We start from the raw sequence: 24,553 nt of genomic DNA on the forward strand, positions 1-24,553 counted from the left end.
CGGCCCGTTCGACGTTAGGGTGCGAGGGCCGAGAGGCGGCCCCTGCGGACGAGGAGAACGCGATGCCGAAGTACCTGCTGATCATGCGGGGCACCGACGAGTCGAACGCGGCCATGATGGCCGACATCGACGAGATGATGGCCACGACTGGCCAGTTCATCCAGGAGATGGTCAAGGCCGGCGTTCTCCTCGCGGCGGAAGGGCTGGACGATCCGCGCCAGGGCGTCGTGGTCGACTTCAGCGGCGAGACCCCGGTGGTCACGGACGGCCCGTACGGCGAGACCAAGGAGCTGTTCGGCGGCTTCTTCCTGCTCGACGTCGCCTCCAAGCAGGAGGCGGTCGAGTGGGCGAAGCGGGTCCCGGCGGCACCCGGGGCCAAGGTCGAGGTCCGGCGGGTGCCCGGGAGCGACGAGGTCCCGCAGGTCGGCGAGTGACCGTCAAGAACCGGGCCGGGCGCGAGAGCGACGGCCGGATCTGATGGGCACGGCCGATGTCGAGGCCGTCTGGCGGATCGAGTCGGCGCGGATCGTCGCCGCGCTGACCCGGTTCACCGGCGACTTCGGGCTGGCCGAGGACGCGGCCCAGGAGGCGGTGGCCGAGGCGCTGGTGTCGTGGCCGCTCGCCCCTCCGGCGAACCCGGCCGGCTGGCTGATGGCCGCGGCCCGGCGGCGGGCGATCGACGCGGTCCGCCGCCGGACCGCCCTCCAGGACCGGTACGCCCTGCTGGCGGCCGGCTTGGCGGCCGACGCGGTGGATGGCGAGGAGATCGATCCCGACAGGATCGATGACGACGTGCTGGCGCTGATGTTCGTCAGCTGCCACCCGGTGCTCTCCCCGGAGGCCCGGGTGGCGCTGACCCTGCGCGTGGTCGCCGGCCTGTCCAGCGAGGAGATCGCCCGCGCGTTCCTCGTACCGGTGCCGACCGTTCAGGCCCGCATCACCCGGGGCAAGAAGACGATCGCGGCGGCTGGGGTGCCGTTCGAGCTGCCGCCGGCCGCCGAGCGCCGGGAGCGGTTGGGCGGCGTGCTCAGCGTCCTCTACGTGATCTTCACCGAGGGGTCGACGGCCACGTCGGGCGACCGGCTGCTGCGCCCCGACCTCGCGTACGAGGCGATCCGGCTGGCCCGTACGCTGGCCGCGCTGCAGCCGGACGAGCCGGAGGTGCACGGCCTGCTGGCGTTGTGCGAGCTGACGGCCGCGCGATTCCCGGCCAGGACCGGCCCGGACGGTTCGCCGGTCCTGCTGGACGAGCAGGACCGGCGGCGGTGGGACTTCTCGGCGATCCGCCGTGGGCTGGCCGCGCTGGCCAAGGCGTCGGCTCGCGGCCTCGGCCCCTACGGGCTGCAGGCCGCGATCGCCGCCACCCACGCGGCGGCGCCCTCGGTCGAGGCGACCGACTGGGACCGGATCGTGGTCCTGTACGAGGCACTCGGCCGGGTCGCGCCCTCGCCGGTGGTCGAGCTCAACCGGGCCGTCGCCGTCGCCATGGCCTCGGGTCCGGCGCAGGCCCTGGCCATCGTGGACGAACTGATCGCCTCGGACCTGCTCCCCGGTTCGCATCTGGTACCGACCGTACGCGGTGAGCTGCTGGCCCGCCTCGGACGGCGACCGGAAGCGCGCGCCGAGTTGGAGCTGGCGGCCCGGCTGTGCGCCAACCAGCGCGAACGCTCGGTGCTGCTGCGCAAGGCGGCCGCGCTGGCGTCGTGATCGGCTGCCCCGTCGGCGCGGCACTGCGACCCGCAGCCGATGACCGTCAGCCTCGGCAAGGGCATCGAGGGCCGCGCCATCCTCGCCAAGATGCCCTACCTCCTCATGCGCAGAGCCCCGGATGTCCGACCGTGGTCGGATGCCGCATGATCCGGTGAGGCGATACCTTCCCCTCATGAAATGGGCCGGATGGCGGCGCGGTGGAAGGGGCGTCACCGACGTGGCGGTGGCGGTCGCCGTGGCGCTGCTCATCAGATACGCCATCGTCGATCCGCCGGGGCCGTCGTCACCGTGGCCCGCGTGGTCGGCCTGGCTGGTGGCGGCGGTCCTGAGCTTTCCCATCGCCGTCCGGCGGCGCCGGCCGCGGGCCATGCTCGCTGTCGCGTGCGCCGCGGGCACGGCGGTGACCATGGTCGGCGCCGTCGCGGCGGGCGCGATCTGGCTGACTTACGTGCCGACCGTGCTCGTGCTGTATTTGGTGGCCACCACCGCCTCGATCGCCTGGTCGGTGGCGGGCCTGGCGATCTGCCTGGCCGCCGCGGTGACCGCGATCCTGATCTTCTACGCGCAGGTGTTCCCCGGTCTCGCGCCCGCGACGGCACCCAGTGAGCTGCCGATGGCCTGGCCGATCGAGATCGGTACGATCGGTGTGCTCCTTACCGTCGCGTGGGCCCTCGGAACGGCCGTGGCCTGGAAGCGGGACACGACCGCCCGGCTCGTCCGCCACCTCGCCGACGCCGCGGTGACCGACGAGCGCAGGCGCATCGCCCGGGAACTGCACGACGTCATCGGCCACAGCATGAGCCTGATCGCCGTCAAGGCCACCGTCGCCAACCACGTCGCCGACGCCCGCCCGCAGGAGGTACGCGCCGCGCTGGCCGTCATCGAGCAGACCAGCCGCAGCACGCTCGCCGAGATCCACCGGGTGCTCGACCTGCTGCGCTCCGACGGCGATCCCCTGCAGGACCCCGCGCCCATGCCTGGTATGGCCGACCTGCCCGAGCTGGCCGCCCACGCCCGCTCGGCCGGGGTCGAGGTGGAGCTGGCCGTCCGTGAGGAGGCCGCCTTGCCTGCCGCGGTCGCGATGTCGGTGTACCGGATCGTGCAGCAGGCCCTGACCAATGTCATCACCCACGCGGGGCCGACGCGCTGTTCGGTCACCGTGGACGTCGGCAGGAGGCAGGCAGTGATCGAGGTCGTCGACGACGGCCCCCGCCACGGCCGGCCGCCGCGCGCGAGCCACGGCGGACACGGCCTGGTCGGCATGCGGGAACGGACCAGGATGTACGGAGGCACGTTCCACGCGGGGCCCCGGCCGGCAGGAGGCTTTCACGTGTCGGCTCGACTGCCCTACGACCAGGACGGCACCGCGGCATGAGCATCGACGACACGAGCATCGGCGCCGCACCGCACGACCCGTCCCCACCTGTCCGGGTCCTGCTCGTCGAGGACCAGGTCCTGATCCGCGACAGCCTCAAGGTCCTCATCGACGCCACACCGGGGCTGGCCGCCGTGGGCGAGGCGGGCACCGGTGCCGAGGCCGTGCTCCTGGCCCGCCGGCACCGGCCCGACGTCGTCCTGATGGACGTGCGGATGCCGGACATGGACGGCATCGAAGCGACCCGGCGCATCTGCGCCGACCCCGCCTGTGCCGGCGTGCGCGTGCTGATTCTCACCACGTTCGACCTGGACGAATACGTGTACGCGTCGCTGCGGGCGGGCGCGAGCGGCTTCCTGCTCAAGAGTGCCACGGCGGCCGAACTGCTGGCCGCCGTCCGGGTCGTCGCCTCCGGTGAGGCGCTCCTCGCGCCCACCGTCACCCGCCGGCTCATCGCCGATCTCCTGCGGGGCCCTCATCCCACCCAGGGCGTACGGGGTCTCGATGACGTCACGCCGCGCGAACGCGAGGTGCTCACCCTTGTCGGCAGGGGGATGTCCAACGCCGAGATCGCCGAGCACCTGCACCTCACCGTCGGCACGGTCAAGACCCACATCGGCCGCCTCCTGGCCAAACTGCAGGCCCGGGACCGGGCCCAGCTCGTCATCGCCGCCTACGAGGGCGGGCTCATCGTCGACGCGGACGGCCATCGGTGACCGGTCCGGCCCGTCATCCTCTGGGGCCGAAACCCGTCAAGAGGACATGCACGCCGAGGAGGACGGCGACCCAGATCATGGCGCGCCTGGTCGGCGGGGGGCCGCCGCGCAGCAGCGAGATGCCCAGGGGGATGAAGGCGATGCAAAGGCCGCCCACGGCGATGAAGGACTGTGGTTCGGTGCCTTTGAGCGTCCCGAGCGCGAGCGCCGACATCAGGCCGAGCGCGATCGAGCGGCCCAGCCCCAGGGCGCCGGAGCGGTAGGCGCCGATGGCCAGCACGACCCAGCCGAAGAAGGCCGGCCCGGACATGGACCTGAACGGGTGCCAGACCGTGTCCCGCCACGCCAGGTAGTAGCCGTCGATGCCGGTGAGCATGGTCTGCAGGCCGAGGGCGTCGGTCAGGTGAAAGGCCAGGTGATCGGTGCCGAACTGGAAGGTCCGGGTGAACAGGCCGACGATCACCAGGCAGCCGCCCCAGATTCCCCACAGCGGGTTGGTGGCGGCGATCCTCTGTGCCAGCGTCATGACCGCCGGCCACAGCAGCACGAACCCGCTGGCGAAGCAGGCGTAGGCGGCGGTGATGAGGGCGGGATGCTGGGTGTAGGCGGTGAGCTGGTAAGGGACGAAGTAGTAGAACGGGGAGCGCAGGACGGTCCCGGCCATGATCAGGCTGGGGCCGCCGATCAGCGAGACGGCGCTCACCCATCGGCCGGGAAACGGGGGTTGGCGGTCCAGGTTGGCGGCGGCGTTGGCGGCCCGTCGGTCCGCCCCGGCCCGCCGCCATCGCGTGATGCGCCCGCCAAGCTCAATCTTCATGGCTTGCTACCCGTCCTGTCCGTGTTGGTGTGCCCGGACCGGAATGTCGGGGCACACCAAAAGGGTGAGGGGCGATACGGGGGGCGCGCGTCCGGCTCGGGTCGCATCTTGGTGGGCAGGTACGAGCAGGTGGTGCGACCCCAGACGGATGTGCATGTCCGACCGTGGGCAGATGCCGAGTGATCCGTTGAGGCGATGACTTCGCGTCCTGGAGGGAGCGGCGTCCCGTTGAGTGGGTCGTCGTGCCTGGAGTCCTCGGGGCGCTCGGCCGGCACCTGGTGCGCCGCCACAGCACCCGGATCGAGCGCCGGAACCTGGAGCGGCTGATCAGGCAGGCTCAGGTGGAGCTGGGCTTGGAGCCCCGGCCGTCGTACGGCACGGGGCTCCTTCCTTTGCGCCCGCGTCACTCGGTGGGCAGCGTCGTCTACTCGAGGACTGCGGTTCCGGGGCTCATCTGGGCGCTCACCCCGGCGGCAGCTGGCCGTTCTTCGCCACCGGCACACCCAGTTGCGCGGCACCGGTGAGCGTCGCCCGCTCCGGCGGCAACGACCCCAGCACCGGGTTCAGATGCCGCAGGCTCAGCGTCACCGGCGCGATCGCCGGAGCGACCACGTCGAACTTCTCCAGATCCACCCAGCGCACCACCTGCAGCACCTCCGGCGGAATGACGTCTCCGCCCTTCTGCATCGGCACGCACAGCTGACGGGCGTACGTCACCCGCACCGTCGCCGGGGGAATCTGGTTGGTCAGCACCGGGTTCAGCTGCCTGAGGTTGAGCGCCCGGTTCATCGGCGTGTTCGGAGTGATTCCGTAGCACAGCAGGTCGATGTGCTGCACCAGCTGCATCACCTCGGCGGGCGGCACGACGCCGTTCTTCGCCACCGGCACGCACAACTGCTCCGCCCTGCCCAGCACGACCTCCGTACGGGGCAGGTCCTGCAGCACCGGGTTGAGATGGCTGAGCACCAGCGCCTTGCCGGGCGCCGGGGTGACGACCCGGTAGCAGGCCAGGTCGACGAACCTGACGAAGTCCAGCGCCCCGGGCGGCGGGATCACATCGTTCTTGGCGACCGGCACGCACAACTGCTCACGCGTGCCCAGGGTGACCTGCTCGATCGGCAGGCCGTCGAGCACCGGGTTGAGGTGCCGCAGCGTCAGCCCGACGGCCGGCGGCTGGTACGGGTCGGTCTTGAAGCACTCGAGGTCGAGGTACGACACGAAATCCTTCGGCGTGGGCAGCGTCAGCGCGGCGGCATGCGGCGCGGCGACAAATGCCACGATGACAATTCCCAGAGCCACGGATAACGCGCGCCGGATCGTCGGCCGGACGCGCCGGAGCCCGCTGACGGGTCGGTCCACCGTTCCTCCTCGGTCGTTGTTCCTCCTGGTCACCCCTCACTTTCTGCGCACTATGGGGCCTTGACAAGATTAATGACGTATTTTCGCTATTTCCCGATGAACGCCGGTCTATAAGTGCCGCCCATAACCGACCCGAGAACCGTTCGGCTATTTCCGTGCATTCCCGCCGACCGATTCGGGCGGTGCGGTAAGGCTCGAAAGTCACAGGAGGGAGAGCCGAGGTCAGGCGCTGGGGAGCTCGATGGGGATCTCCCTCCTGCGGCCGCCCGTTGGTTCAACCGATCCGAACAGCTCCGGCGCTGCGGCGCGCCGTCGCCAGCCTGGGCACGATCGCCGCACCGGGTCCGTGCCCCACCGCGCCATGGTTGATGAGCCGGCCGTTAGAGTTCGTGGATGCTGCTGACGATCCTTGGCGGATGCGGTGCGTGGCCGGCGGCGGGCCGGGCCTGCAGCGGTTACCTCGTGGAGCACGATGGGTTCAGGCTGCTCGTCGATCCTGGATATGCGACGGTGCCGCGGCTGCTGGAACGGATCACCGCCGATCAGGTCGACGCGGTGTTCGTCAGTCACGGGCACCCCGATCACTGTGCCGACCTGAACCCGCTGCTGCGTGCGCGTACGTTACGTGATGACCCACCGGCGCCGTTGCCGGTGTACTCGCTGCCCGGCGCCCTGGACGCGGTGCTCGCGCTGGACCGCCCTGGGATGCTGGCCGACGCCTACGTCCTGCACGAGTTCGTCGCCGGCGACCCGCTCGTCATCGGCCCCTTCCGCGCGCAGACCCGTCTGCTGCCGCACTCGGTGCCCAACGCGGGCATCCGGCTGACCGCGGGCGAGCGAGTGCTCACCTACACCGGGGACACCGGCCCGAGCCCTGACGTGGTGGACCTGGCACGCGGCGCTGACCTGCTCCTGGCCGAGGCGACCTTCGCGGACCAGGTCCCGCTGGATTCGCGGCGCCACCTGTCCAGCGCCCGCCAGGCAGCCCGGCGGGCCAAGCAGGCCGAGGTCCGACACCTGTTACTGACTCACCTGCAGCCAGGCACAGACGCCGCGGCCGCGCGAGCCGCTGCCGGGGCCGAGTACGACGGCGAGGTCGGCATCGCCACCTCCGGCCTCACCATCGATCTTCACTGAGCATCTCGGTCGCCGTCAGGGATGGGGCAATCGGGGGAGCGTGCGCGAGCCGTGGCGCCGGACCTCTTCGGCCCCGGTCCGCTGTGCGGATTGCTCCATTGTCGGGACGTTCCAGTCACTACAGAGTGGGCGCAACGCAAAACAGCCGTCACTCAGCGGCTACATGCACGACACATCTTCGCTGTCGCTGCGCGAATCTGTAGGGAGCCCAGTGTGGGAACAACGACGGACACCGCCGTGCGGTTCTTCGTCGGCACGGATGTCGGTGGAACGTTCACCGACCTCGTGGTCCTCGAGGACAACCGGCCGCCGCGCCTGTTCAAGGCGCCGACAACGCCGCACGACCGGTCCGAAGGCGTGGTCAACGCGCTCGCCCTGGCGGCCGCGTCCTACGACGTGAGCCTGCGGGAGTTCTGCGCGGCGATCGCGTACTTCTCGCACGGCACGACGGCCGCCACCAACGCCCTCATCGAGCGCAAGGGCACGCCGACGGCGCTGCTGACCACCCGCGGCTTCACCGACACGCTGCTCATCCAGCGGTCGATGACCTCATGGGTCGGCATGGGGGCGGCGACCGGCCACTACAGCCGCCGCCGCAACCCCGGCCCCATCGTGCCCCGCGACAGGATCGCCGGCGTCACCGAACGCATCGACTCCTCCGGGCGGGAGCTGGTCGCCCTGGACGAGCACGAGGTACGCGGCCTGCTGCGGCGGCTGCGGGACGAGGGCGTGCGGGCGCTGGCGGTGTCCTTCCTGTGGTCCTTCCTCAACGCCGAGCACGAGACCGCCGTCGGGCGGATCGTGGCGGAGGAGTGGCCCGAGGCGTACGTCACCCTGTCGCACGAGGTGGCGCCGGTGCTCGGCGAGTACGAGCGCTCGGCCACCACGGTGGTGAACAGCTACCTCGGCCCGGTCATCCGCGACTACGTCGCCGGGCTGGAGGGCCGGCTCAGGAGCACGGGGTTCACCGGCGACTTCTCCATCATGGACTCGGGCGGCGGCGTCATGCGGGCGGCCGACGCGGCGCGGCGGGCGGCGTCCATGCTCACCTCCGGGCCCGCCGGAGGGGTGCTGGCCTCGGCCGCGCTGGCGCGGCGGCTCGGTCACCGCAACGTCATCACCTCCGACATGGGCGGCACCAGTTTCGACGTCGGCCTGATCGTCGACAGCGAGCCGCTGGTGGAGCGGGTCAGCGAGGTGGGCGATCTGCACCTCGCGCTGCCGCGCATCAAGGTGACCGCGATCGGCGCCGGCGGCGGCTCGATCGCCTGGGTGGACGAGGCGGGGGTGCTGGCCGTCGGGCCGGAGAGCGCCGGGTCCGTTCCCGGCCCGGCCTGTTACGGACGCGGCGGCGACCGGCCGACCGTCACCGACGCCGACGTGGTCCTCGGCGTGATCGACCCGGAACGGTTCCTGGGCGGCCGGATGCCGCTGGAGCGGGCGCTGGCGGAGAAGGCCATCCGGCTGCACGTCGCCGATCCGCTCGGCCTCTCCGTGGAGGAGGCGGCGGCGGGCATCCGTCAGGTCGCCGACAACCACATGGCCGACCTGCTGCGCAAGGTCACGGTCGAGCAGGGCTACGACCCGCGTGACTTCACCGTCTACGCCTACGGCGGGGCCGGTCCCACGCATGCCTACGCCTACACCGAGGCGGCCGGCATCGCCACCCTCGTGGTGCCGCCGACGTCCACCGTCCATTCGGCCTACGGCACGGTCACCTCCGACCGGTACCGGGCCGTGCAGACCACCGACGTGCAGCGGACGCCGCCGGGAGCGGCCGACCCGGCCGAGCACCTCGACCCGGCGCGGATCAACGCGACGCTGGACGACCTCAGCCTCCGGTGCCGGGCCGACCTGGACGACGACCCCCGCGTACGCCTGAGCCGTATCGTCTATCTGAAGTTCCGCCGCCAGGCGCACGAGCTGCCGCTGACCGTGCCGGACGGTGAGGTCACCACCGACGTGCTGCGGGCGCTGGTCGCCGAGTTCTGTGACGCCTACGAGCGGCTGTACGGCGCGGGCACCGCGCTGCTCGGCGCCGGTGTCGAGCTGCACACCCTCCGGGTGGAGGGCAGGGTCGGCGTCACCGGGATCACCGAGGGCGGCTACGAGGGCTCCGCGGAGCCGGCGGAGTCGCTGATCGGCTCGCGGCCGGTGTACTTCCCCGAATGCGGCCGGGTGGACGCCTCGGTCTACCGCGGCGAAGGGCTCGGAGCGGGAGCGTCGCTGCGCGGCCCCGCCATCCTCGAGTTCGCCGGCACCACCGTGGTGGTCGGCCCGGGCCAGTCGCTCGCCGTCGACCCGTACAACAACCTCGTCATCGACTGCAGGGGGAACGTGTGACCGCCATCGATCCGGTGACCTTCGAGGTCATCAGGCACCGGCTGCTCGCCATCACCGACGAGCAGGGCGCCACCCTGGCCGCCATCTCCGGCTCCACGCACGTGGTGGAGGCCAGCGACTACAACGTCGGCCTCTACCTGCCGGACGGCTCCGTGGCGGCGATGGGCCGTACCATCCTGTCGCATTCGTCGTCGATGGCCGCCATCACGCGTTCGGTCATCGGGGACTGCGCCGACGACCCCGGCATCAACGCCGGTGACATGTTCATCGTCAACGACCCGTGGAAGGGCACCGTGCACGCCCAGGACGTGGGCGTGGTGGCACCGATCTTCTACCAGGGTGAGCTGCTCGCCTGGACGGGCGCGATGTGCCACATGGTCGACGTGGGCGGGATGACGCCCGGCAGCTTCTGCATCGACGCCACCGACTCCTACCAGGAGGGGCTGCAGATGCCGCCGACGAAGCTGGTCGACGGCGGCAAGGTGCGCACCGACGTCTGGAACCTCGTCCTGGCGCACACCCGCATGGCGGCGACGGTGAACCTGGATCTGCGGGCCCTGATCGCGGCCAACCACACGGCCGTCAGGGCGATGACCGCCCTGGCCGACAAGTACGGCGCCGAGACCGTACGGGCGGTGATGAGCAGCCTCATCGAGCTGTCGGAGAAGCGGCTGCGCAACCGGCTGGCCAGGCTGCCCGACGCGCGCCTGCACTCGCGGGCCTTCCTGGACAACGACGGCGGGCTGGCCCTGTCGCGGGAGAACGCCACCTACGAGGTGGACCTGGTCCTGACCAAGCGCGGCGACAGTCTGCACTTCGACTACTCGGCCTCCTCGCCGCAGGCCAAGGGCTACATCAACTGCGCCTTCTCCGGGATGATGGCGGGGATCGCGGCGGCCCTGCTGCCGACTCTGGCCTACGACGCGCCGTGGAACGAGGGGCTGTTCAAGCCCGTTGAGGTGCACTGCCCGGAGGGGCTGATCTGCAACGCGTCCCGGCCGGCGGCGGTCAGCGGCGGCGCGCTGGAGGCGGGCTGGCTGGTGGAGATGACCGCCATCGAGTGCCTGTCCAAGCTGGCGGCGTGCTCGGACGAGCTGATCGCCGAGGCCCAGGCCGTGCCCGCCGGCGGCCCCGACAAGTTCGTGCTGACCGGCGCGGGCGAGAACGGCGGCCGGCAGACGTACGTGATCATGGATTGTCTGGCGACGGGCGGCGCGGCCTACGCGCACCGCGACGGCGTCTGGACCCAGGGCCAGCACAACATCGAGCGGCAGAAGATCTCCAACGTGGAGGCCGTGGAGATGGACTCCCCGCTGCTCTACCTGTGGCGGGGCCTGGTGGCCGACTCCGGGGGAGCGGGACGCACCCGTGGCGGCATGAGCATGGGCGCGGTCTACACGGTGCACGGCGGCCGGGACGTCACCGCGCTGAACTCGGCCCACGGATGGGAGGTGCCGAACTCCACCGGGATCTTCGGCGGCTACCCGGGCGCGCAGAACACCCGGACCGTGATCCACGGCAGTGACGTCCGGGCGCGGCTGGCCGCCGGGCAGATCCCGGCCGTGGAGGAGCTGTCGGGTGACCGTCCGGTCATGCGGGGCAGGCAGGGGCTCTACCACCTGGGCGACGACGACGTCCTGGCCACCGTCCCGCAGGCCGGCGGCGGATGGGGCGACCCGTTGGAACGTTCCCTCCTGGCGTTGCAGGCCGATCTGGACTTCGGCGCCGTGACCCCGGAGGCCGCGGTCCGCGTCTACCACGCCGTGCTGGACGGCGAAGGCCGTGTCGACGAGGCCGCCACCCTGGCCCGCCGCGAGCAGCTGCGGGACGAGCGGCGCGGCTGGCCGGCGGAACGGCCGCTGCCCGCGCAGCCGCGGGGTGCGCGCACCCGGCTGCACCCGCTGGGCGACCGCCTCGACGTCATCGAGGCGGACGACGCCCGCTGGGTCGCCTGCCACTGCGGCGTCGTGCTGGCCCCCGCCACCGAGCAGTGGCGCCGCCACGCCGGGATGAGCGTGGTCCACGACGTGCACGCGCTCGGCCACGCCACACGCCTGGATGAGGGGCTGGAGCTGCGCCTGTACGCGTGTCCGGGCTGCGGGCGGCTGCACACGGCCGACGTCGTCCGCCGCGAGGCCGCCCACCTGGACGACATCCGGCTGCTCGACGCGGAGGTGTGAGGTGGCCAGTCTCGCGCTGTGCGCCGCGACCTCCCACGTGGGCGCCATCGTCAAGAACCCCGACGCCGCTCCCGAGCAGTCCGGCCGGCTCCACCAGGCGTGGCGGAGCCTGGACGAGGAGATCGCCCGCCTGGAGCTGGACGCGGTCGTCGTCATCGCCACCGACCACTACGAGACCTTCGGGCTGGAGAACTATCCGGCCTTCTGCCTCGGGCTGGCGCCCGAGCACGAGGCGTGGGGCGAGTTCGGCAACCCGTCGGGCACCGTGGCGGGCCGGCCGGAGGTGGCCGCGCGGCTGCTCGAAGGGCTCACGGCCCGCGGGTTCGACCTGGCCAGGTCGCACACGATGGCGCTGGACCACAGCTTCATGGTGCCGCTGGTGAAACTGCCGTCCGCGGCGGCGGCGGGCGTCGTCCCGTTCTTCGTCAACTGCAACACCCCGCCGCTGCCCGGCCTGGGCCGCTGCCTGGAGCTGGGCAGGGCGCTGCGGGACAGCATCCGCGAGCTGCCGGGCGACCAGCGGATCGGCGTGATCGGCACCGGCGGGCTGTCGCACTGGGTGGGCCTGCCGCGCTTCGGCGACATCAACGAGGCGTTCGACCACGCGCTGCTGGACCTCCTCGTGCAGGGCCGGCTCGACGAGATCGCCCGCTGGGACGACGCCTGGATCGAGCAGGAGGCCGGCAACGGCGCCCTGGAGCTGCGGACCTGGCTGATCACCGCCGCCGCCGCGGGCGGACCGGCCCGCGTCCTGGGCTACGAGCCCATGGCGCCGTGGACGGTCGGCATCGGTGTCACCGCCTTCGATGTCGTGGAGGGACCCTGATGAGCATCGTCGGGCTCAACCGGCTCGCCCGGGACCTCGAACACGCTCCAGGGCTGCGCGAGCGCTTCGCCGCCGATCCCGAGCAGGTCCTGCCGGGCTACGCGCTGACAGAGGAGGAGCGCGCGGCCGTGACCCGCAGGGACGCGGCCTGGCTGCTGCGGGCCGGCATGAACCCCGTGGCCCTGCGCAACCTCATGGTCACCCTCGGCGTGGCCCACCACGAGATGTATCAGGAAGGGCGTTCGACATGAGCACGACGGGATTCATCGTGGGCGGCCCCGACGGCCACCGCGACCAGGCCCACGTCCGCATGGCGGAGGGCGAGGCGCGGCGCCTGCCCGGCATCGTCGCCCTCCAGATGGAGGCCAGGCTGGCCTTCTTCGCCGCCGCCGCGGCGATGGAGGCCGCCGTCGACGCCGAGCTCACGGTCTACGGCCTGAGCCACCCGCGGTTCAACGTCCTCATGGTGCTGCGCAGCATCGACCCGGGCGGCGCGGGGATCCCCATGGGGACGCTGGCCACCCACGTGATGACCACGGCCCGCAACGCCACCGGCCTGGTGGACCTGCTCGAACAGCGCGGCCTGGTCAGCCGCTCGGCCGATCCGTCGGACCGGCGCGTCGTCCTGGTCACCAGGACCGCCGCCGCCGACGAGCTGCTGGACGAGCTGCTGCCCCGCTTCGCCGCCCGCATGTCCGGCGCGCTCGGCGGCTACCGCGACAGCGAGCTGGCCGTCCTCATCGACCTTCTCAACCGGCTCCGCCTGGGGCTGGACCTGTCCGCCCCTGAGCCGGGGAGATGAGGTCGTCCATGGACGTCAGGATCGAGCTGGCGGGCGTCAGCAAGTCGTTCGGGGGCGCCGTCGCGCTGCGCGAGATCGACTTCGCCGTGAACGGCGGTGAGGTGCACGCGCTCGTCGGCATGAACGGGGCCGGCAAGTCCACCCTCGTCAAGATCCTTTCCGGCGCGCTCGTCCCCGACGCCGGCGAGGTGCTCATCGACGGCGCCGGGCACGGCGCGCTCACCCCACGCCGTGCCCGGGCGCTGGGCGTCAGCATCGTGCACCAGCATCGGACGCTCGTCCCCCAGCTGACGGTGGCGGAGAACATGCTGCTCGGCCGCCTGCCCAGGCGGGCGGGAGCGGTGGACTGGCGCCGGGCGCACGCCGAGGCCGCCCGAGCCCTCGCGGCCCTCGACGTCCGGGTGCCGACCAGGGCGGTCGCCGGCGAGCTGGGTCCGGCCCAGCAGACCCTGGTCGAGATCGCCCGCGAGGTGGCGACCGGCGGCAAGGTGCTCGTCCTGGACGAGCCCACCGCCAGCCTCGGCGGGGCGGACGCCGCGACCGTGCACGACCTGGTCCGCAGGCTCAGCTCCGCGGGCATCTCGATCGTCTACATCTCCCACCACCTGGACGAGGTCCTGGGCCTGGCCGACAGGATCACCGTGCTGCGGGACGGCCGCAGGATCGTCACGGCCGCCGGCGCCGACCTGGACCTGGCGGGGCTGGTCCGGGCCATGACGGGGGAGCGGATCTCGCACCAGCGCCCGCGGCGGGACCGCGCGGCCGGCGAGACCGTCCTGGAGATCGACGCCCTGGCGTCGGGCGCGCGGCTGGCCGAGCTGACCCTCACCGTCCGCGCCCACGAGGTCGTCGCGGTGCTCGGGCCCGCCGGTGACGGCCAGTCCGAGCTCTTCGACCTGCTGAGCGGCCGGCGCCGCCCCTCCGGCGGGCGGATCAGGGTCGCCGGCGCGGACGTCGCCGCCGGCGACGTCGGCGCGGCCCTCGCGGCCGGTCTGCGGTGCGTCACCGGTGACCGCCTGGCGCACGGCCTGGTGCCCGGCCTCACCGTCGACGAGAACCTGGACCTGACCCGGCGCGGCCTGCGCCGGCCCTGGCTCGTGCGCTGGGGGCGGCTGCACCGGCAGGCCGCGGAGCGGCGCTCGCGCTACGGGGTCGCCACGATCCAGGCCGATCCGCCGGTGTCGGCCCTGTCCGGCGGCAACCAGCAGAAGGTGCTGCTGGCGAAATGGCTCGACGCGCCGGTGCAGGCGTGCCTGCTGGAGGAGCCGACCAACGGGGTCGACGTGGCCGCCAAGGCCGACATCCACCAGCTCGTCGACGGCCTGGCCGACCAGGGCACCGCCGTGCTGCTGGCCTCCGCCGACGTGGAGGAGGTGCTGCGCCTGGCCGACCGCGTGGTCGTCGTACGCGCCGGGAGGGTCGTCGCCGACCTTCCCGTGGAGGGGCTGTCCCGGGACGCCCTTGTCTCGCTCACGGTTGGAGGAACCGCATCGTGACCGCAATCTCCACTCCGCAGCGCAGGGCCGGACTCGTGGTGCCGCCCTGGTTCCTGCGACACGCCGGCGTCCTCGCCGTGCTGCTGCTGATCGGCGTCTTCACCGCCACCAGCAGCGACGTCTTCCTGACCGGAGCGAACCTGCTGAACGTCTCCCAGCAGATCGCGGTCGTCGCCGTGCTGGCCGCGGGCCTGACGCTGCTGATGACGGCGGGCGGCATCGACTTCTCGCTGGGCGCCATCGCGGCCGTCGCCCATGGCGTGGCCGCCCAGCTCATCGTGGCGGGGGTGCCCGACGGGCCGGCCGTGCTCGTCACGCTCGCGCTGGGCGCGGCGATCGGGCTGGTCAACGGGGTGATGGTGACGTGGTTCAAGGTGACGCCGTTCGTCGCCACCTTGGCGACCTCGACCGCGCTCGGCGGCGCGGCCCTGCTGATCATCGGCGGGCAGAGCGTCTCGATCGGCGATCACCTGATGATGATCGGCTTCGGTGAGGTGCTGGGCGTGATCCCGGTGTCCGTCGTCATCGCCGCCGCCGTCTGCGTGGCCGCGGCGCTGGTCATGCGGTGGACGGCGTTCGGCCGCAACGCGTTCGCGATCGGGGGCAACGAGAGCGCCGCGCGCCTGTCCGGCATTCCGGTCGTCCGTACCAAGCTGCTCCTCTACACCCTCGGCGGGCTGCTGGCCGCGCTCGGCGGCGTGATGCTCGTGGCCAGGCTGGGCGCCGCCAGCCCCGGCGCGGGCGGCCTGCACCTGGAGCTGACCGTCGTCGCGGCCGTGGTCATCGGCGGCACGGCGCTGCACGGCGGCAGCGGCACCATGGTCGGCACCGTCCTGGGCGTCCTGCTCCTGGGAGTGGTGGCCAACTCACTGAACCTGCTCCAGATCAACCCCTACTACCAGGACGTCGCGCTCGGCGCCGTCCTCGCCGTCGCCGCCATCGCCAACCATCTGCGCGGCCGGCGCACCTGAGCACCTGAGCACCACCCACCCCCCGAAAGGACTTCCCATGGCTGGTCACCGCGTCCAGGCGACCCTGGCGGTCGCGTCCGCCCTCCTTCTCAGCGCCTGTTCGGTCAGCACCTCCACGACGTCGACCGAGGCCACGGCCGTCGATCCCGGCAAGCGCCTGACCATCGGATTCGTCAACGGCAACACCATCGAGTTCCACACCTGCCTGCAGAAGTCGATGCAGGCCAGAGCCGACAGCGCGAACGTCGACCTGCTGGTCGCGCAGTCGGCGATGGATCCGGCGAAGGAGCTCTCCAACATCGACGACATGATCGCCAAGAAGGTCGACGCGGTCGTCGTGCAGACGGTCAACATCGACGCGCTGGAAGGCGGCGTCGCCAGGGCCAACCGGGCCGGCGTACCGATCTTCCTGACGTCGGTCGCGGCGGTCGACCAGAGCAAGATCCTGGGCGCGGTCGTCACGGACGTCAAGAAGGTCGGGCAGGAGCTCGGGGAGTGGATCGCCGAGGACACCGGCGACACCTCGGCCGATGTCGCCGTGATCGGCGGCGCCCCCGGCGCGGCGGCGGACCTCATGAACGACGCCTTCAAGGCGAACCTGGGCTCGCACGCGAAGGTCGTCTTCGACCAGCCGGCGCTCTGGCAGCGCGCCAAGGCCCAGGACGTCGCGGAGAACCTGCTCCAGGCGCACCCCAAGGTCAAGTACGTCTTCGTGCACAACGAGGACATGGCGCTCGGCGCGCTGGCGGCGTTCAAGAGCGCCGGACGTACGGACATCAAGATCGTCACGAACGGCGGCAGCGACGCGGGGCTCCAGGCCGTGCGGAACGGCGAGTTCGCCGCGACGGTCAGCAACACGCCGCGCAGCGTCGGCGAGATGGCGATCGACAACGTCGTGGGGCTGCTGCAGAAGAAGGAAGGCGTGACGAAGGTGGCCACCGTGCCCGACATGCTGGTAACCAGGGACAACGCTGACGAAGCGCCACCGTACTGCTTGTGAGGGACCCCATGGCCGCAGAGTTCACCGACCGCACGCCCACCACGATGAGCCCCCGCCGGCGCGGCGTCCGCGCCGTCGACCGCGCGCTCGACGTGCTGACCGCCTTCAGCGCCGCCCACCCCCGGCTGCAGCTCTCCGAGCTGGCCGAGGCGGCGGGGCTGCCGAAGACGAGCACGCACCGCATCGCGGTGACGCTCGTCGAGCGCGGCTTCCTCCGCCAGGACGGCGACGGGGCCTACACCCTGGGCAGCAGACTGATCGAACTCGGCAGCCTGGTCTCGGCGACCACCGAGCTGGCCCGGCTGACGGCGGCCGCCCAGGCGTTCCCGCTGTCGGGCGGAGAGGCGCTGCTGGTCGCCGAGGCCGACTGGCCCGACAAGAGCCTGATCATCACCACCAAGTTGCAGTCCCCGCACAGCCCCACGGCGCTGTCGCCGGTCGGCCGCCGCTCCGTCCTGGCCAACGGATGCGTCAGCCAGGCCGTTCTCAGCGGGCTGCCCGCCGAGGAGGTGCGGAGCCTGCTTCCGCACCTGCGGCTGGCCAAGCGCACGCCGGCCAGCATCACCGACGCCGAGGAGTTCCTGCGCGAGGTCGAGGCGGCGCGCAACCGCGGCCACGCCGTCGAGGTCGAGCAGTTCCTGCCCGGCATCGCCGGCGTGGCGGTGCCGGTCATGTCCGCCGGACGCCCGATCGGCGCGGTGGCCGTCTGCGGCCCCACCGCGAACCTGCCCCGCCGCAGGCTCAACTCCCTGGCCCTCGACCTCAAGCAGCTGCTCGGCAGAGCACTGCCCGCCCAAGCCCCCAAAGCAGCATCAGGAGGATGACGACCATGACCCCCGACGTCCGCGCCGAATGGGTGACCTTCCCCAGCGCCGGCGAGGAGATCCGCGGCTACCTGGCACGACCGGCCGGCGTCGAACGCCCACCGGCCGTGGTCATGGCCCACGAGAACCTCGGCGTCACCGCGCACCGCCAGGCGGTCACCGAACTGTTCGGCGCGGCCGGATTCGCCTGCCTCACCGTCGATCTCTACAGCCGGATCGGCGGCCGTCCGCCGCAGGACTACACCACCGCGGACGAGCGGCGGGCCAAGGCGTTCCTGGCCGCCCGCGACGAGCAGGCCGTCCCCGACCTGGACGCGGGCCTGGACTACCTGGCCGGACGCGGCGACGTGGACATCACGCGGGCCGCGGCCGTCGGCTTCTGCCTCGGCGGTGGTCTCGTCCTCGCCTGGGCGACCATGACCGACCGGCTGAGCTGCGCGGTGCCGCTGTACGGTCTGCCGGAGCTGCCCCCGTCCTACAGCCCGACCGGCGCCACCCGCTCCCGCATCGAGATCGCCGACCAGGTCCGCTGCCCCGTCCAGGCCCATTTCGGCGGCGCCGACGAGGTCATCCCGCTCGAGCAGGTCGCCAGGCTCGAAGAGGCGCTGAAGCTCAGCGGCGAGCACGTCGAGGTGCACGTGTACGAGGGCGCGGGGCACGCCTACCACGACGACACCCACCCCAACCACCATCCCGAGGCCGCGCGGCAGACGTGGGACCGCACGATGGCGTTCCTGAAGGCCCATCTGTGACCCTGTGGACCGACCTGCTGGGCGCGGAGATCCGCATGATCGACGCGGACGGCGTTCCCACCCGTGTGGTCTCGCTCGGATCGGGCGACCCCGTGGTGCTGCTGCACGGGCGCGGCGGGCACGCCGAGACCTTCGCACGCACCCTGCCGGCGCTGGCCGCCGCCGGCCATGAGGCCATCGCCGTCGATCTGCTCGGACACGGCCTGACCGGGCGCGTCCCCGGCGGTTATCCGGTGGACCGGCTGGCCGCCCACGTCGTCGCCACCCTCGACGCCCTCGGGCTCGGCCGGGTCGCCCTGGTCGGCCAGTCCCTGGGCGGCTGGGCGGCGGCCCTGGTCGCACTGCGCTCACCCGCGCGGGTGCGCCGCCTGGCGCTGATCGAGCCCGCCGGCCTCCAGTCCGAGGAGGAACGGCTGTCCGACAGCCGGGTACGCGCCGCTTACGAGCGCGGCGGCCGCGCCTACGAGGCGCCGACCCGGGAGGCCGTCCGTGCCCGCCTGGCCGGCTTGCTGGCCGATCCCGGGCAGGTGGATCCCGAGTTGGTGGACGTACGCACCGCGCTCTACGGCCCCGCCGAGGCGCGCCAGGTCCACCGGCTGGTGCGCGCGGCCGACAACCACGACCTGCTGCTCACCCCCGCACGCCTGTCCCGCGTCACCGTGCCCACCCTGCTGCTGCGCGGCGAGGACGGCCACACCCCGCTCGCCGTCGTCCGGGCCGCCGCGGACGCCATCCCCGGCGCCCGCCTCGTCACCGTCCCCGGCGCCAAGCAGTGGCCCCAGTACGAGCGGCCCGCCCTGGTCGGGGACGCACTCATCCGCTTTCTCACTTCCGAGGAGACCACGTCATGAGCACCTTCTGGACCGAGGCACTCGGTGCCGAGATCCGCTTCCGCGACGCCGGCGGCTGGCGTACCCGCTCGATCGAGGCCGGCGAGGGCGAACCCGTCGTCATGATGGGCGGCCTGACCGGGCACGCCGAAGGGTTCGTGCGCAACGTCCTGCCGCTCGCCGGCCGCGGCCTCCGGGTGTACGCCATCGACGCCGTCGGCCACGGCCTCAGCGCCCGCCCGACGGACGTCACCTACCACGCCCCTCTCTTCACCGAGCACCTGCTCCGCTTCCTCGACGCGATCGGCGCCGATCGGGCGCACCTGGTCGGCCAGTCACTCGGCGGCTGGACGGCGCTGCGCACCGCGCTGAAGCACCCCGACCGGGTGGGCCGCGTCGTGTCCGTCACCGGCGCGGGCCTGCTGCTCGACGGACAGGGCCGCAAGGACGAGAGCGAACGCGTCCACGCCCAGGTCAAGGCCGTCACCGCCAAGGCCGCGGCCGCTCCGACCCGGGAGAGCGTACGGGCCCGTCTGGAGTGGCTCATGCGCGACCCGGCCACCGTCACCGACGAGCTCGTCGAGTGCCGCTACCGCTACTACACCCTGCCCGGGGCGGAGCGGGCCCAGGCCAAGCTCGTGGCCGAACAGCCCGGCGAGGAGAACAGGAAGCACATGCTCACCGAGGCCGACCTCGCCTCGATCACGCATCCGACGCTGGTCCTGTGGACCGACCACAACCCGACCACCCCCGCCGAGGTCGGGCGGCGCGCCAGCGAGATCCTGCCCAACGGCAGCTACGACCTCATCACCGACGCCGGCCACTGGCCCATGTTCGAGCAGCCCGAGCAGTTCAACAGGATCGTCGGCGACTTCCTGACCGGGAAGGAGGCGTGAGCGGCCCGGCGGAGGAGGTCGCCACCGGCTGCCGGGTCCTCGCCGCCCACGGACACTCCGACCTCGTCTGGGGCCACCTGTCGCGGCGCGACCCCGACGGGCGGGGCCTGTGGCTCAAGGCGGCCGGGTACGGATACCAGGAGATCACTCCCGAGCGCGTCGTGCACATCGACAGGGACGGTCAGCTGCTCGGCGGCGAGGGGCGGGTCCACCTGGAGTACCCCATCCACGCTGAGATCATGGCCGCGCGCCCCGACGTCGGCGCGGTCGTGCACAGCCACGCGGAGGCGGCCGTCACCTTCGCCGCGACCGGTCTGCCGCTGCTGCCCCTCGGCCACGAGGGAACCCTGTTCTGGCCGCCGGACATCGCCAGGTTCACCGCCACCGGCGACCTCATCCACACCCGCGAGCTGGGGGAGCGGCTGGCCGAGGCGCTCGGCGACCGCAACGCGGTCCTCCTCCACCAGCACGGCCTGGTGACCGTGGGGCCCGACGTGCCGACCGCGGTCATGACCGCGATCTTCCTGGAGAAGGCGTGCCGGATGCAGCTGGCCGCGGCCGCCACCGGGGCCTCCTGCACCTGGTCGGACGAGGAGGAGGCGCTGACCAAGCGCGAACGGTGCTACGGGCCCCGGCAACTCGCCGACGCCTGGGCGCACCTGGTCCGGATCACATCATGAGAGGAACCACCATGGACCCGGAGAGCGTCGCAGCCGCGCTGCTCGACGCGTACGCCACCAAGGAGCCCATCGCTCCGCTGCCCGACATGCCGATCGAGGACGCGTACGCGATCCAGCGCCACCAGGTCCAGGCGTGGGTCGCGGGCGGAGCCGTGATCGCCGGGCACAAGGTCGGCCTGACCTCCGCCGCGATGCAGCGCCAGCTCGGCGTCGACCAGCCGGACTACGGCCATCTGATGGACTCGATGTTCCACACCGACGCGGCCCCCATCTCCGCCGCGCGGTTCCTGCAGCCGAGGATCGAGCCCGAGATCGCCTTCGTACTGAAGCGCCCGCTGCGCGGACCGGGCGTCACCGCCGCCCAGGCCGTCGCCGCCGTGGACTTCGTGCTGCCCGCCCTGGAGATCATCGACTCGCGCATCGCGGACTGGAAGATCACCCTGTCCGGCACCATCGCCGACAACGCCTCCAGCGGGGGCGTGGTCCTCGGGACGCGTCCCACCGCCCTGGACGGCCTGGACCTGCGCCTGGCCGGCTGCCTGCTGCACCGCAACGGCAGGCTCGAACAGACCGGCGCGGCCGGAGCCGTGCTCGGCTCGCCGCTCAACGCGCTGATCTGGCTGGCCGACAAGCTCGGCGAGACGGGGACCACGCTCGAGGCCGGGCACGTCATCCTGCCCGGATCGATCACCGCCGCCATCCCCGTCGAGCCGGGAGACGTGGTCACCGCCACCATCGCCGGGCTGGGCACCGTCACGGCCGACTTCCTGAAGGGACCCGCGAGCTGATGTCCGCACGCAAGCTCGGCGCCGCGATCGTGGGCCCCGGCAACATCGGCACGGACCTGCTGATGAAGCTGCTGCGCAGCGACACGATCGAGGTGCGTGCGATGGTGGGTGTGGACCCGGACTCGGACGGCCTGGCCCGCGCCCGCGCGCTCGGCGTGGAGGCGTCGGCGGGCGGCGTGGACTGGCTGCTCAGCCAGGAGACCCTGCCCGACCTCGTCTTCGAGGCCACCTCCGCCCAGGCTCACCTGGCCAACGCCCCCCGCTACCGCGAGGCGGGGATCACCGCCATCGACCTCACCCCCGCGGCGGCCGGCCCGTACGTGTGCCCGCCCGTCAACCTGGACGACCTGGCCGCCGTCCCCAACCTCAACATGATCACCTGCGGCGGCCAGGCCACGATCCCGATCGTCCACGCCGTCTCCACGGTCGTGCCCGTCGCCTACGCCGAGATCGTCGCCTCGATCGCCTCCCGTTCGGCGGGGCCCGGCACCAGGGCCAACATCGACGAGTTCACCCAGACCACGGCCAGGGCCATCGAACAGGTCGGCGGCGCGGGCAGGGGCAAGGCGATCATCATCCTGAACCCCGTGGACCCGCCGATGATCATGAGGGACACGGTGTTCTGCGCCATCCCGCCGGATGCCGACACCAATGCCGTCGCCGCCTCCGTGCATCGGATGGTCGCCCGGGTGGCCGCGTACGTGCCGGGCTACACCCTGCGCGCGGAGCCGCAGTTCGACGAGCCCCGGGAGGCGTGGAACGGCTGGGGCCGGGTGGCGGTCTTCCTCGAAGTCCGCGGCAACGGCGACTACCTGCCGCCCTGGGCCGGCAACCTCGACATCATGACCGCAGCCGCCGCCCAGGTGGGCGAGCAACTCGCCCGGGAGAGGGCCGCCGCATGACACCGAAGATCAGGATCACGGACTCCACCCTGCGGGACGGCAGCCACGCCATGGCCCACCGCTTCACCGAGGAGCAGGTGCGGGGCGTCGTTCACGCCCTGGACCGGGCCGGCGTCGAGGTCATCGAGGTCAGCCACGGCGACGGCCTCGGCGGCTCGTCGTTCAACTACGGCTTCTCGCTGGAGGACGACGTCAAGCTCGTGGCCGCCGCCGTGGACGAGGCCACCTCCGCCAAGATCGCGGTGCTGCTGCTGCCCGGCCTCGGCACCGTCGAGGACCTCAAGCTCGCGCGGGACGCGGGCGCCTCGGTGGCCAGGATCGCGACCCACTGCACCGAGGCCGACGTGTCCCTGCAGCACTTCGCGGCGGCGCGGCAGCTCGGCATGGAGACGGTCGGCTTCCTCATGCTCTCGCACCGCATCGCCCCCGCCGCGCTCGCCCGGCAGGCCCGGATCATGGCCGACGGCGGCGCGCAGTGCGTCTACGTCGTGGACTCGGCGGGGGCGCTCGTGCTCGGCGAGGCCCAGGAGCGCATCAGCGCCCTGGTGGCCGAGCTCGGCTCCGACGCGCAGGTCGGCTTCCACGGCCACCAGAACCTGTCCCTGGGCATCGCGAACTCCGTGCTCGCCGCGCAGAACGGCGCCACCCAGATCGACGGGGCGCTGTGCGCCCTCGGCGCCGGGGCCGGCAACGCGCCCACCGAGGTCCTCGCGGCCACTTTCGACCGGCTCGGCATCCCGACGGGCGTGAACGTGCAGGGCGTCCTGGCGGCGGCCGAGGACGTGGTCAAGCCGTTCCTGCCGCGGCTGCCGTTCGCGGACCGGTCGGCGATCACGCAGGGCTACGCCGGCGTGTACTCCAGCTTCCTGCTCCACGCCGAGCGCGCCGCCGAACGCTACGGCGTCCCGGCCCACGAGATCCTGCAGCGGGTGGGTGAGGCCGGTTACGTGGGCGGCCAGGAGGACATGATCATCGACGTGGCCCTCCAGCTCGCCGCCGAACGCGACGGCGCACCGCCCTGTTCCAGGGCTCGTCCTTGATGAGCGGCGCCGAGGTCGGCGGGCTCGCCGCCGCGCCGGACCTGAGCCGCCTGCGCGACTACGCCGACCGCCGCTTCCGCCCTCTGCGCGAACGCCGTCAGCAGGACGCCGGCGGGCCGCCGCGGCCCCCTCGGTCAGGTCGTGAGGGCGGCCGCCGCTTCCCGGTAGATGACGCTCGGGTCCTCCGGCAGCCACGCCTTCACCTGGCGGCTCCAGGCATCGGCGAGCACCTCGGGCTGATGCGCCTCGAGGCCGTCCAGGGCCGCCGCGACGATCGTCTCGGGGTCGCCCTTGTGGCCGTCGTACCAGGCCATCATGTCCGTGTCCGCGGCGCCCAGGTGCAGTCCCGTCACCAGGGTGCGCTGATGGGCCAGCTCCAGGCGGACGCTGTTGGTGAGCGCCCACTCGGCGGCTTTGGCCGCGTGGTAGGCGCCCGCGCCGTCGGTGGCGAGCCACGAGATCGCCGACAGCACGTTCATGATCGCGCCGTCGGCCAGCTGGGGCGCGAAGGCGCGGATCACGTTGAGGGTGCCGTAGAAGTGGGTGTCCAGCTCGCGGCGGATCGTGTCCAGGTCTGCGGTGATCAGGTTCGCGCCGGTGGAGATGCCCGCGTTGTTGATGACGATCTTGGCGTCAGGCGCCGCCGCCGCGGCGGCGGCGACCGATGCCGGATCGGTGATGTCGAGGCGCAGCGGGACGGCCCCCGGTACGTCGATGAGGTCCGGGCGGCGGGCGGTGGCGTACACCTTGCCGGCGCCGCGCTCCATGAGAGACAGGACGAACTGCCGTCCCAGGCCGCGGTTAGCGCCGGTGACCAGCACATGTGCTCCGTTGATCTGCATGCCGCCTACGCTAGAACCTGACGTTGACGTCAGAGGCAAGTGTTGTGATGGAGGTCACGGTGCGGATCGGCGATCTGGCGGCGCGGACGGGCGTCAGCGTGCGGGCCCTGCGCTACTACGAGGAGCAGGGGCTGCTGAAGGCGAACCGGAGCGGCTCCGGGCAGCGCCACTATCCCGAGTCGGTGGTCGACCGGGTCGACCTGATCCAGATGCTCTACGCGGCCGGCCTGTCCAGCCGGACCATCGCCGAGCTGCTGCCCTGCGTCG

The 24,553-nt window shown here is 72.3% G+C and carries 24 protein-coding genes and 1 pseudogene; 22 read left to right on the plus strand and 3 right to left on the minus strand.

Going from position 1 to position 24,553, the window contains the following annotated elements; genetic code table 11:
• Positions 1-62: 62 nt before the first annotated feature.
• From BMW85_RS39015 to BMW85_RS39030, 4 genes and pseudogenes are all read left to right on the plus strand, one after another.
• Positions 63-478 (plus strand): annotated as a pseudogene (locus tag BMW85_RS39015) (YciI family protein).
• Positions 478-1,707, plus strand: a complete 1,230-nt coding sequence (locus tag BMW85_RS39020) for an RNA polymerase sigma factor (protein ID WP_091091934.1) — start codon at positions 478-480, stop codon at positions 1,705-1,707. The pseudogene BMW85_RS39015 and the gene BMW85_RS39020 overlap by 1 nt, the downstream one beginning before the upstream one ends.
• 175 nt (positions 1,708-1,882) lie before the next feature.
• Positions 1,883-3,085: a sensor histidine kinase gene (locus BMW85_RS50615; protein WP_218156128.1), complete on the plus strand. Its 1,203-nt coding sequence runs from the start codon at positions 1,883-1,885 to the stop codon at positions 3,083-3,085.
• On the plus strand, positions 3,082-3,801 hold the full coding sequence (locus tag BMW85_RS39030; RefSeq protein ID WP_091091935.1) for a response regulator: 720 nt from the start codon (positions 3,082-3,084) through the stop codon (positions 3,799-3,801). The genes BMW85_RS50615 and BMW85_RS39030 overlap by 4 nt, the downstream gene beginning before the upstream one ends.
• A 13-nt stretch (positions 3,802-3,814) precedes the next feature.
• On the opposite strand, the gene BMW85_RS39035 is transcribed toward BMW85_RS39030, so the two are convergent.
• Positions 3,815-4,618, minus strand: a complete 804-nt coding sequence (locus tag BMW85_RS39035; RefSeq protein ID WP_091091937.1) for a hypothetical protein — start codon at positions 4,616-4,618, stop codon at positions 3,815-3,817.
• 462 nt (positions 4,619-5,080) lie between these two features.
• Positions 5,081-5,896 (minus strand): hypothetical protein, encoded by an 816-nt coding sequence (locus tag BMW85_RS39040; RefSeq protein WP_091091938.1) that lies wholly within the window; start codon positions 5,894-5,896, stop codon positions 5,081-5,083.
• Between the two features lie 474 nt (positions 5,897-6,370).
• Here BMW85_RS39040 and BMW85_RS39045 point away from each other — a divergent pair, with 474 nt between their 5' ends.
• From BMW85_RS39045 to dmpG, 17 genes are all read left to right on the plus strand, one after another.
• Positions 6,371-7,114, plus strand: a complete 744-nt coding sequence (locus BMW85_RS39045; protein ID WP_091091940.1) for an MBL fold metallo-hydrolase — start codon at positions 6,371-6,373, stop codon at positions 7,112-7,114.
• A 213-nt stretch (positions 7,115-7,327) separates the two neighbouring features.
• The gene (locus tag BMW85_RS39050) at positions 7,328-9,457 is read left to right on the plus strand and encodes a hydantoinase/oxoprolinase family protein (RefSeq protein ID WP_177241106.1); all 2,130 of its coding nucleotides are present in this window, start codon (positions 7,328-7,330) and stop codon (positions 9,455-9,457) included.
• Positions 9,454-11,637: a hydantoinase B/oxoprolinase family protein gene (locus BMW85_RS39055; protein WP_177241107.1), complete on the plus strand. Its 2,184-nt coding sequence runs from the start codon at positions 9,454-9,456 to the stop codon at positions 11,635-11,637. The genes BMW85_RS39050 and BMW85_RS39055 overlap by 4 nt, the downstream gene beginning before the upstream one ends.
• 1 nt (position 11,638) lies before the next feature.
• Positions 11,639-12,463, plus strand: coding sequence for a DODA-type extradiol aromatic ring-opening family dioxygenase (locus BMW85_RS39060; RefSeq protein WP_177241108.1), 825 nt, complete (start codon positions 11,639-11,641; stop codon positions 12,461-12,463).
• Entirely contained in the window at positions 12,463-12,714 is a 252-nt protein-coding gene (locus BMW85_RS39065) for a hypothetical protein (protein ID WP_091091946.1), read from the plus strand. The genes BMW85_RS39060 and BMW85_RS39065 overlap by 1 nt, the downstream gene beginning before the upstream one ends.
• Entirely contained in the window at positions 12,711-13,265 is a 555-nt protein-coding gene (locus BMW85_RS39070; RefSeq protein ID WP_091091947.1) for a MarR family winged helix-turn-helix transcriptional regulator, read from the plus strand. Before BMW85_RS39065 ends, BMW85_RS39070 begins: the two co-directional genes overlap by 4 nt.
• A gap of 8 nt (positions 13,266-13,273) precedes the next feature.
• A complete protein-coding gene (locus tag BMW85_RS39075; protein WP_218156129.1) occupies positions 13,274-14,761 on the plus strand; it encodes a sugar ABC transporter ATP-binding protein in 1,488 nt (495 codons plus the stop codon).
• Entirely contained in the window at positions 14,758-15,732 is a 975-nt protein-coding gene (locus tag BMW85_RS39080) for an ABC transporter permease (protein WP_091091950.1), read from the plus strand. Before BMW85_RS39075 ends, BMW85_RS39080 begins: the two co-directional genes overlap by 4 nt.
• A gap of 37 nt (positions 15,733-15,769) precedes the next feature.
• The gene (locus BMW85_RS39085; protein WP_091091952.1) at positions 15,770-16,732 is read left to right on the plus strand and encodes a sugar ABC transporter substrate-binding protein; all 963 of its coding nucleotides are present in this window, start codon (positions 15,770-15,772) and stop codon (positions 16,730-16,732) included.
• Positions 16,729-17,556: an IclR family transcriptional regulator gene (locus BMW85_RS39090; protein WP_143082559.1), complete on the plus strand. Its 828-nt coding sequence runs from the start codon at positions 16,729-16,731 to the stop codon at positions 17,554-17,556. The genes BMW85_RS39085 and BMW85_RS39090 overlap by 4 nt, the downstream gene beginning before the upstream one ends.
• Positions 17,553-18,308, plus strand: coding sequence for a dienelactone hydrolase family protein (locus BMW85_RS39095; RefSeq protein WP_091091956.1), 756 nt, complete (start codon positions 17,553-17,555; stop codon positions 18,306-18,308). Before BMW85_RS39090 ends, BMW85_RS39095 begins: the two co-directional genes overlap by 4 nt.
• Entirely contained in the window at positions 18,305-19,159 is an 855-nt protein-coding gene (locus tag BMW85_RS39100; protein ID WP_091091958.1) for an alpha/beta fold hydrolase, read from the plus strand. The genes BMW85_RS39095 and BMW85_RS39100 overlap by 4 nt, the downstream gene beginning before the upstream one ends.
• Positions 19,156-20,034, plus strand: coding sequence for an alpha/beta fold hydrolase (locus BMW85_RS39105; RefSeq protein ID WP_091091960.1), 879 nt, complete (start codon positions 19,156-19,158; stop codon positions 20,032-20,034). Before BMW85_RS39100 ends, BMW85_RS39105 begins: the two co-directional genes overlap by 4 nt.
• Positions 20,031-20,714 (plus strand): class II aldolase/adducin family protein, encoded by a 684-nt coding sequence (locus BMW85_RS39110; RefSeq protein ID WP_091091962.1) that lies wholly within the window; start codon positions 20,031-20,033, stop codon positions 20,712-20,714. Before BMW85_RS39105 ends, BMW85_RS39110 begins: the two co-directional genes overlap by 4 nt.
• Complete coding sequence (locus BMW85_RS39115; RefSeq protein ID WP_245775316.1) at positions 20,711-21,502, plus strand: 2-keto-4-pentenoate hydratase; 792 nt, start codon at positions 20,711-20,713, stop codon at positions 21,500-21,502. Before BMW85_RS39110 ends, BMW85_RS39115 begins: the two co-directional genes overlap by 4 nt.
• The gene (locus BMW85_RS39120) at positions 21,502-22,404 is read left to right on the plus strand and encodes an acetaldehyde dehydrogenase (acetylating) (RefSeq protein WP_091091965.1); all 903 of its coding nucleotides are present in this window, start codon (positions 21,502-21,504) and stop codon (positions 22,402-22,404) included. Before BMW85_RS39115 ends, BMW85_RS39120 begins: the two co-directional genes overlap by 1 nt.
• On the plus strand, positions 22,401-23,444 hold the full coding sequence (dmpG, locus tag BMW85_RS39125) for a 4-hydroxy-2-oxovalerate aldolase (RefSeq protein ID WP_091091967.1): 1,044 nt from the start codon (positions 22,401-22,403) through the stop codon (positions 23,442-23,444). The genes BMW85_RS39120 and dmpG overlap by 4 nt, the downstream gene beginning before the upstream one ends.
• 134 nt (positions 23,445-23,578) lie before the next feature.
• Here the strand turns inward: dmpG and BMW85_RS39130 are convergent, their stop codons facing one another.
• On the minus strand, positions 23,579-24,286 hold the full coding sequence (locus BMW85_RS39130) for an SDR family oxidoreductase (RefSeq protein ID WP_091091968.1): 708 nt from the start codon (positions 24,284-24,286) through the stop codon (positions 23,579-23,581).
• A gap of 59 nt (positions 24,287-24,345) precedes the next feature.
• On the opposite strand from BMW85_RS39130, the gene BMW85_RS39135 reads away from it, so the two are divergent.
• Positions 24,346-24,553 (plus strand): MerR family transcriptional regulator (locus BMW85_RS39135; RefSeq protein WP_177241109.1); only part of this gene is annotated, 208 nt, incomplete at its 3' end.

It is taken from the genome of Nonomuraea wenchangensis (assembly GCF_900111685.1).
GTDB classification, from domain to species: Bacteria; Actinomycetota; Actinomycetes; order Streptosporangiales; family Streptosporangiaceae; genus Nonomuraea; species Nonomuraea wenchangensis.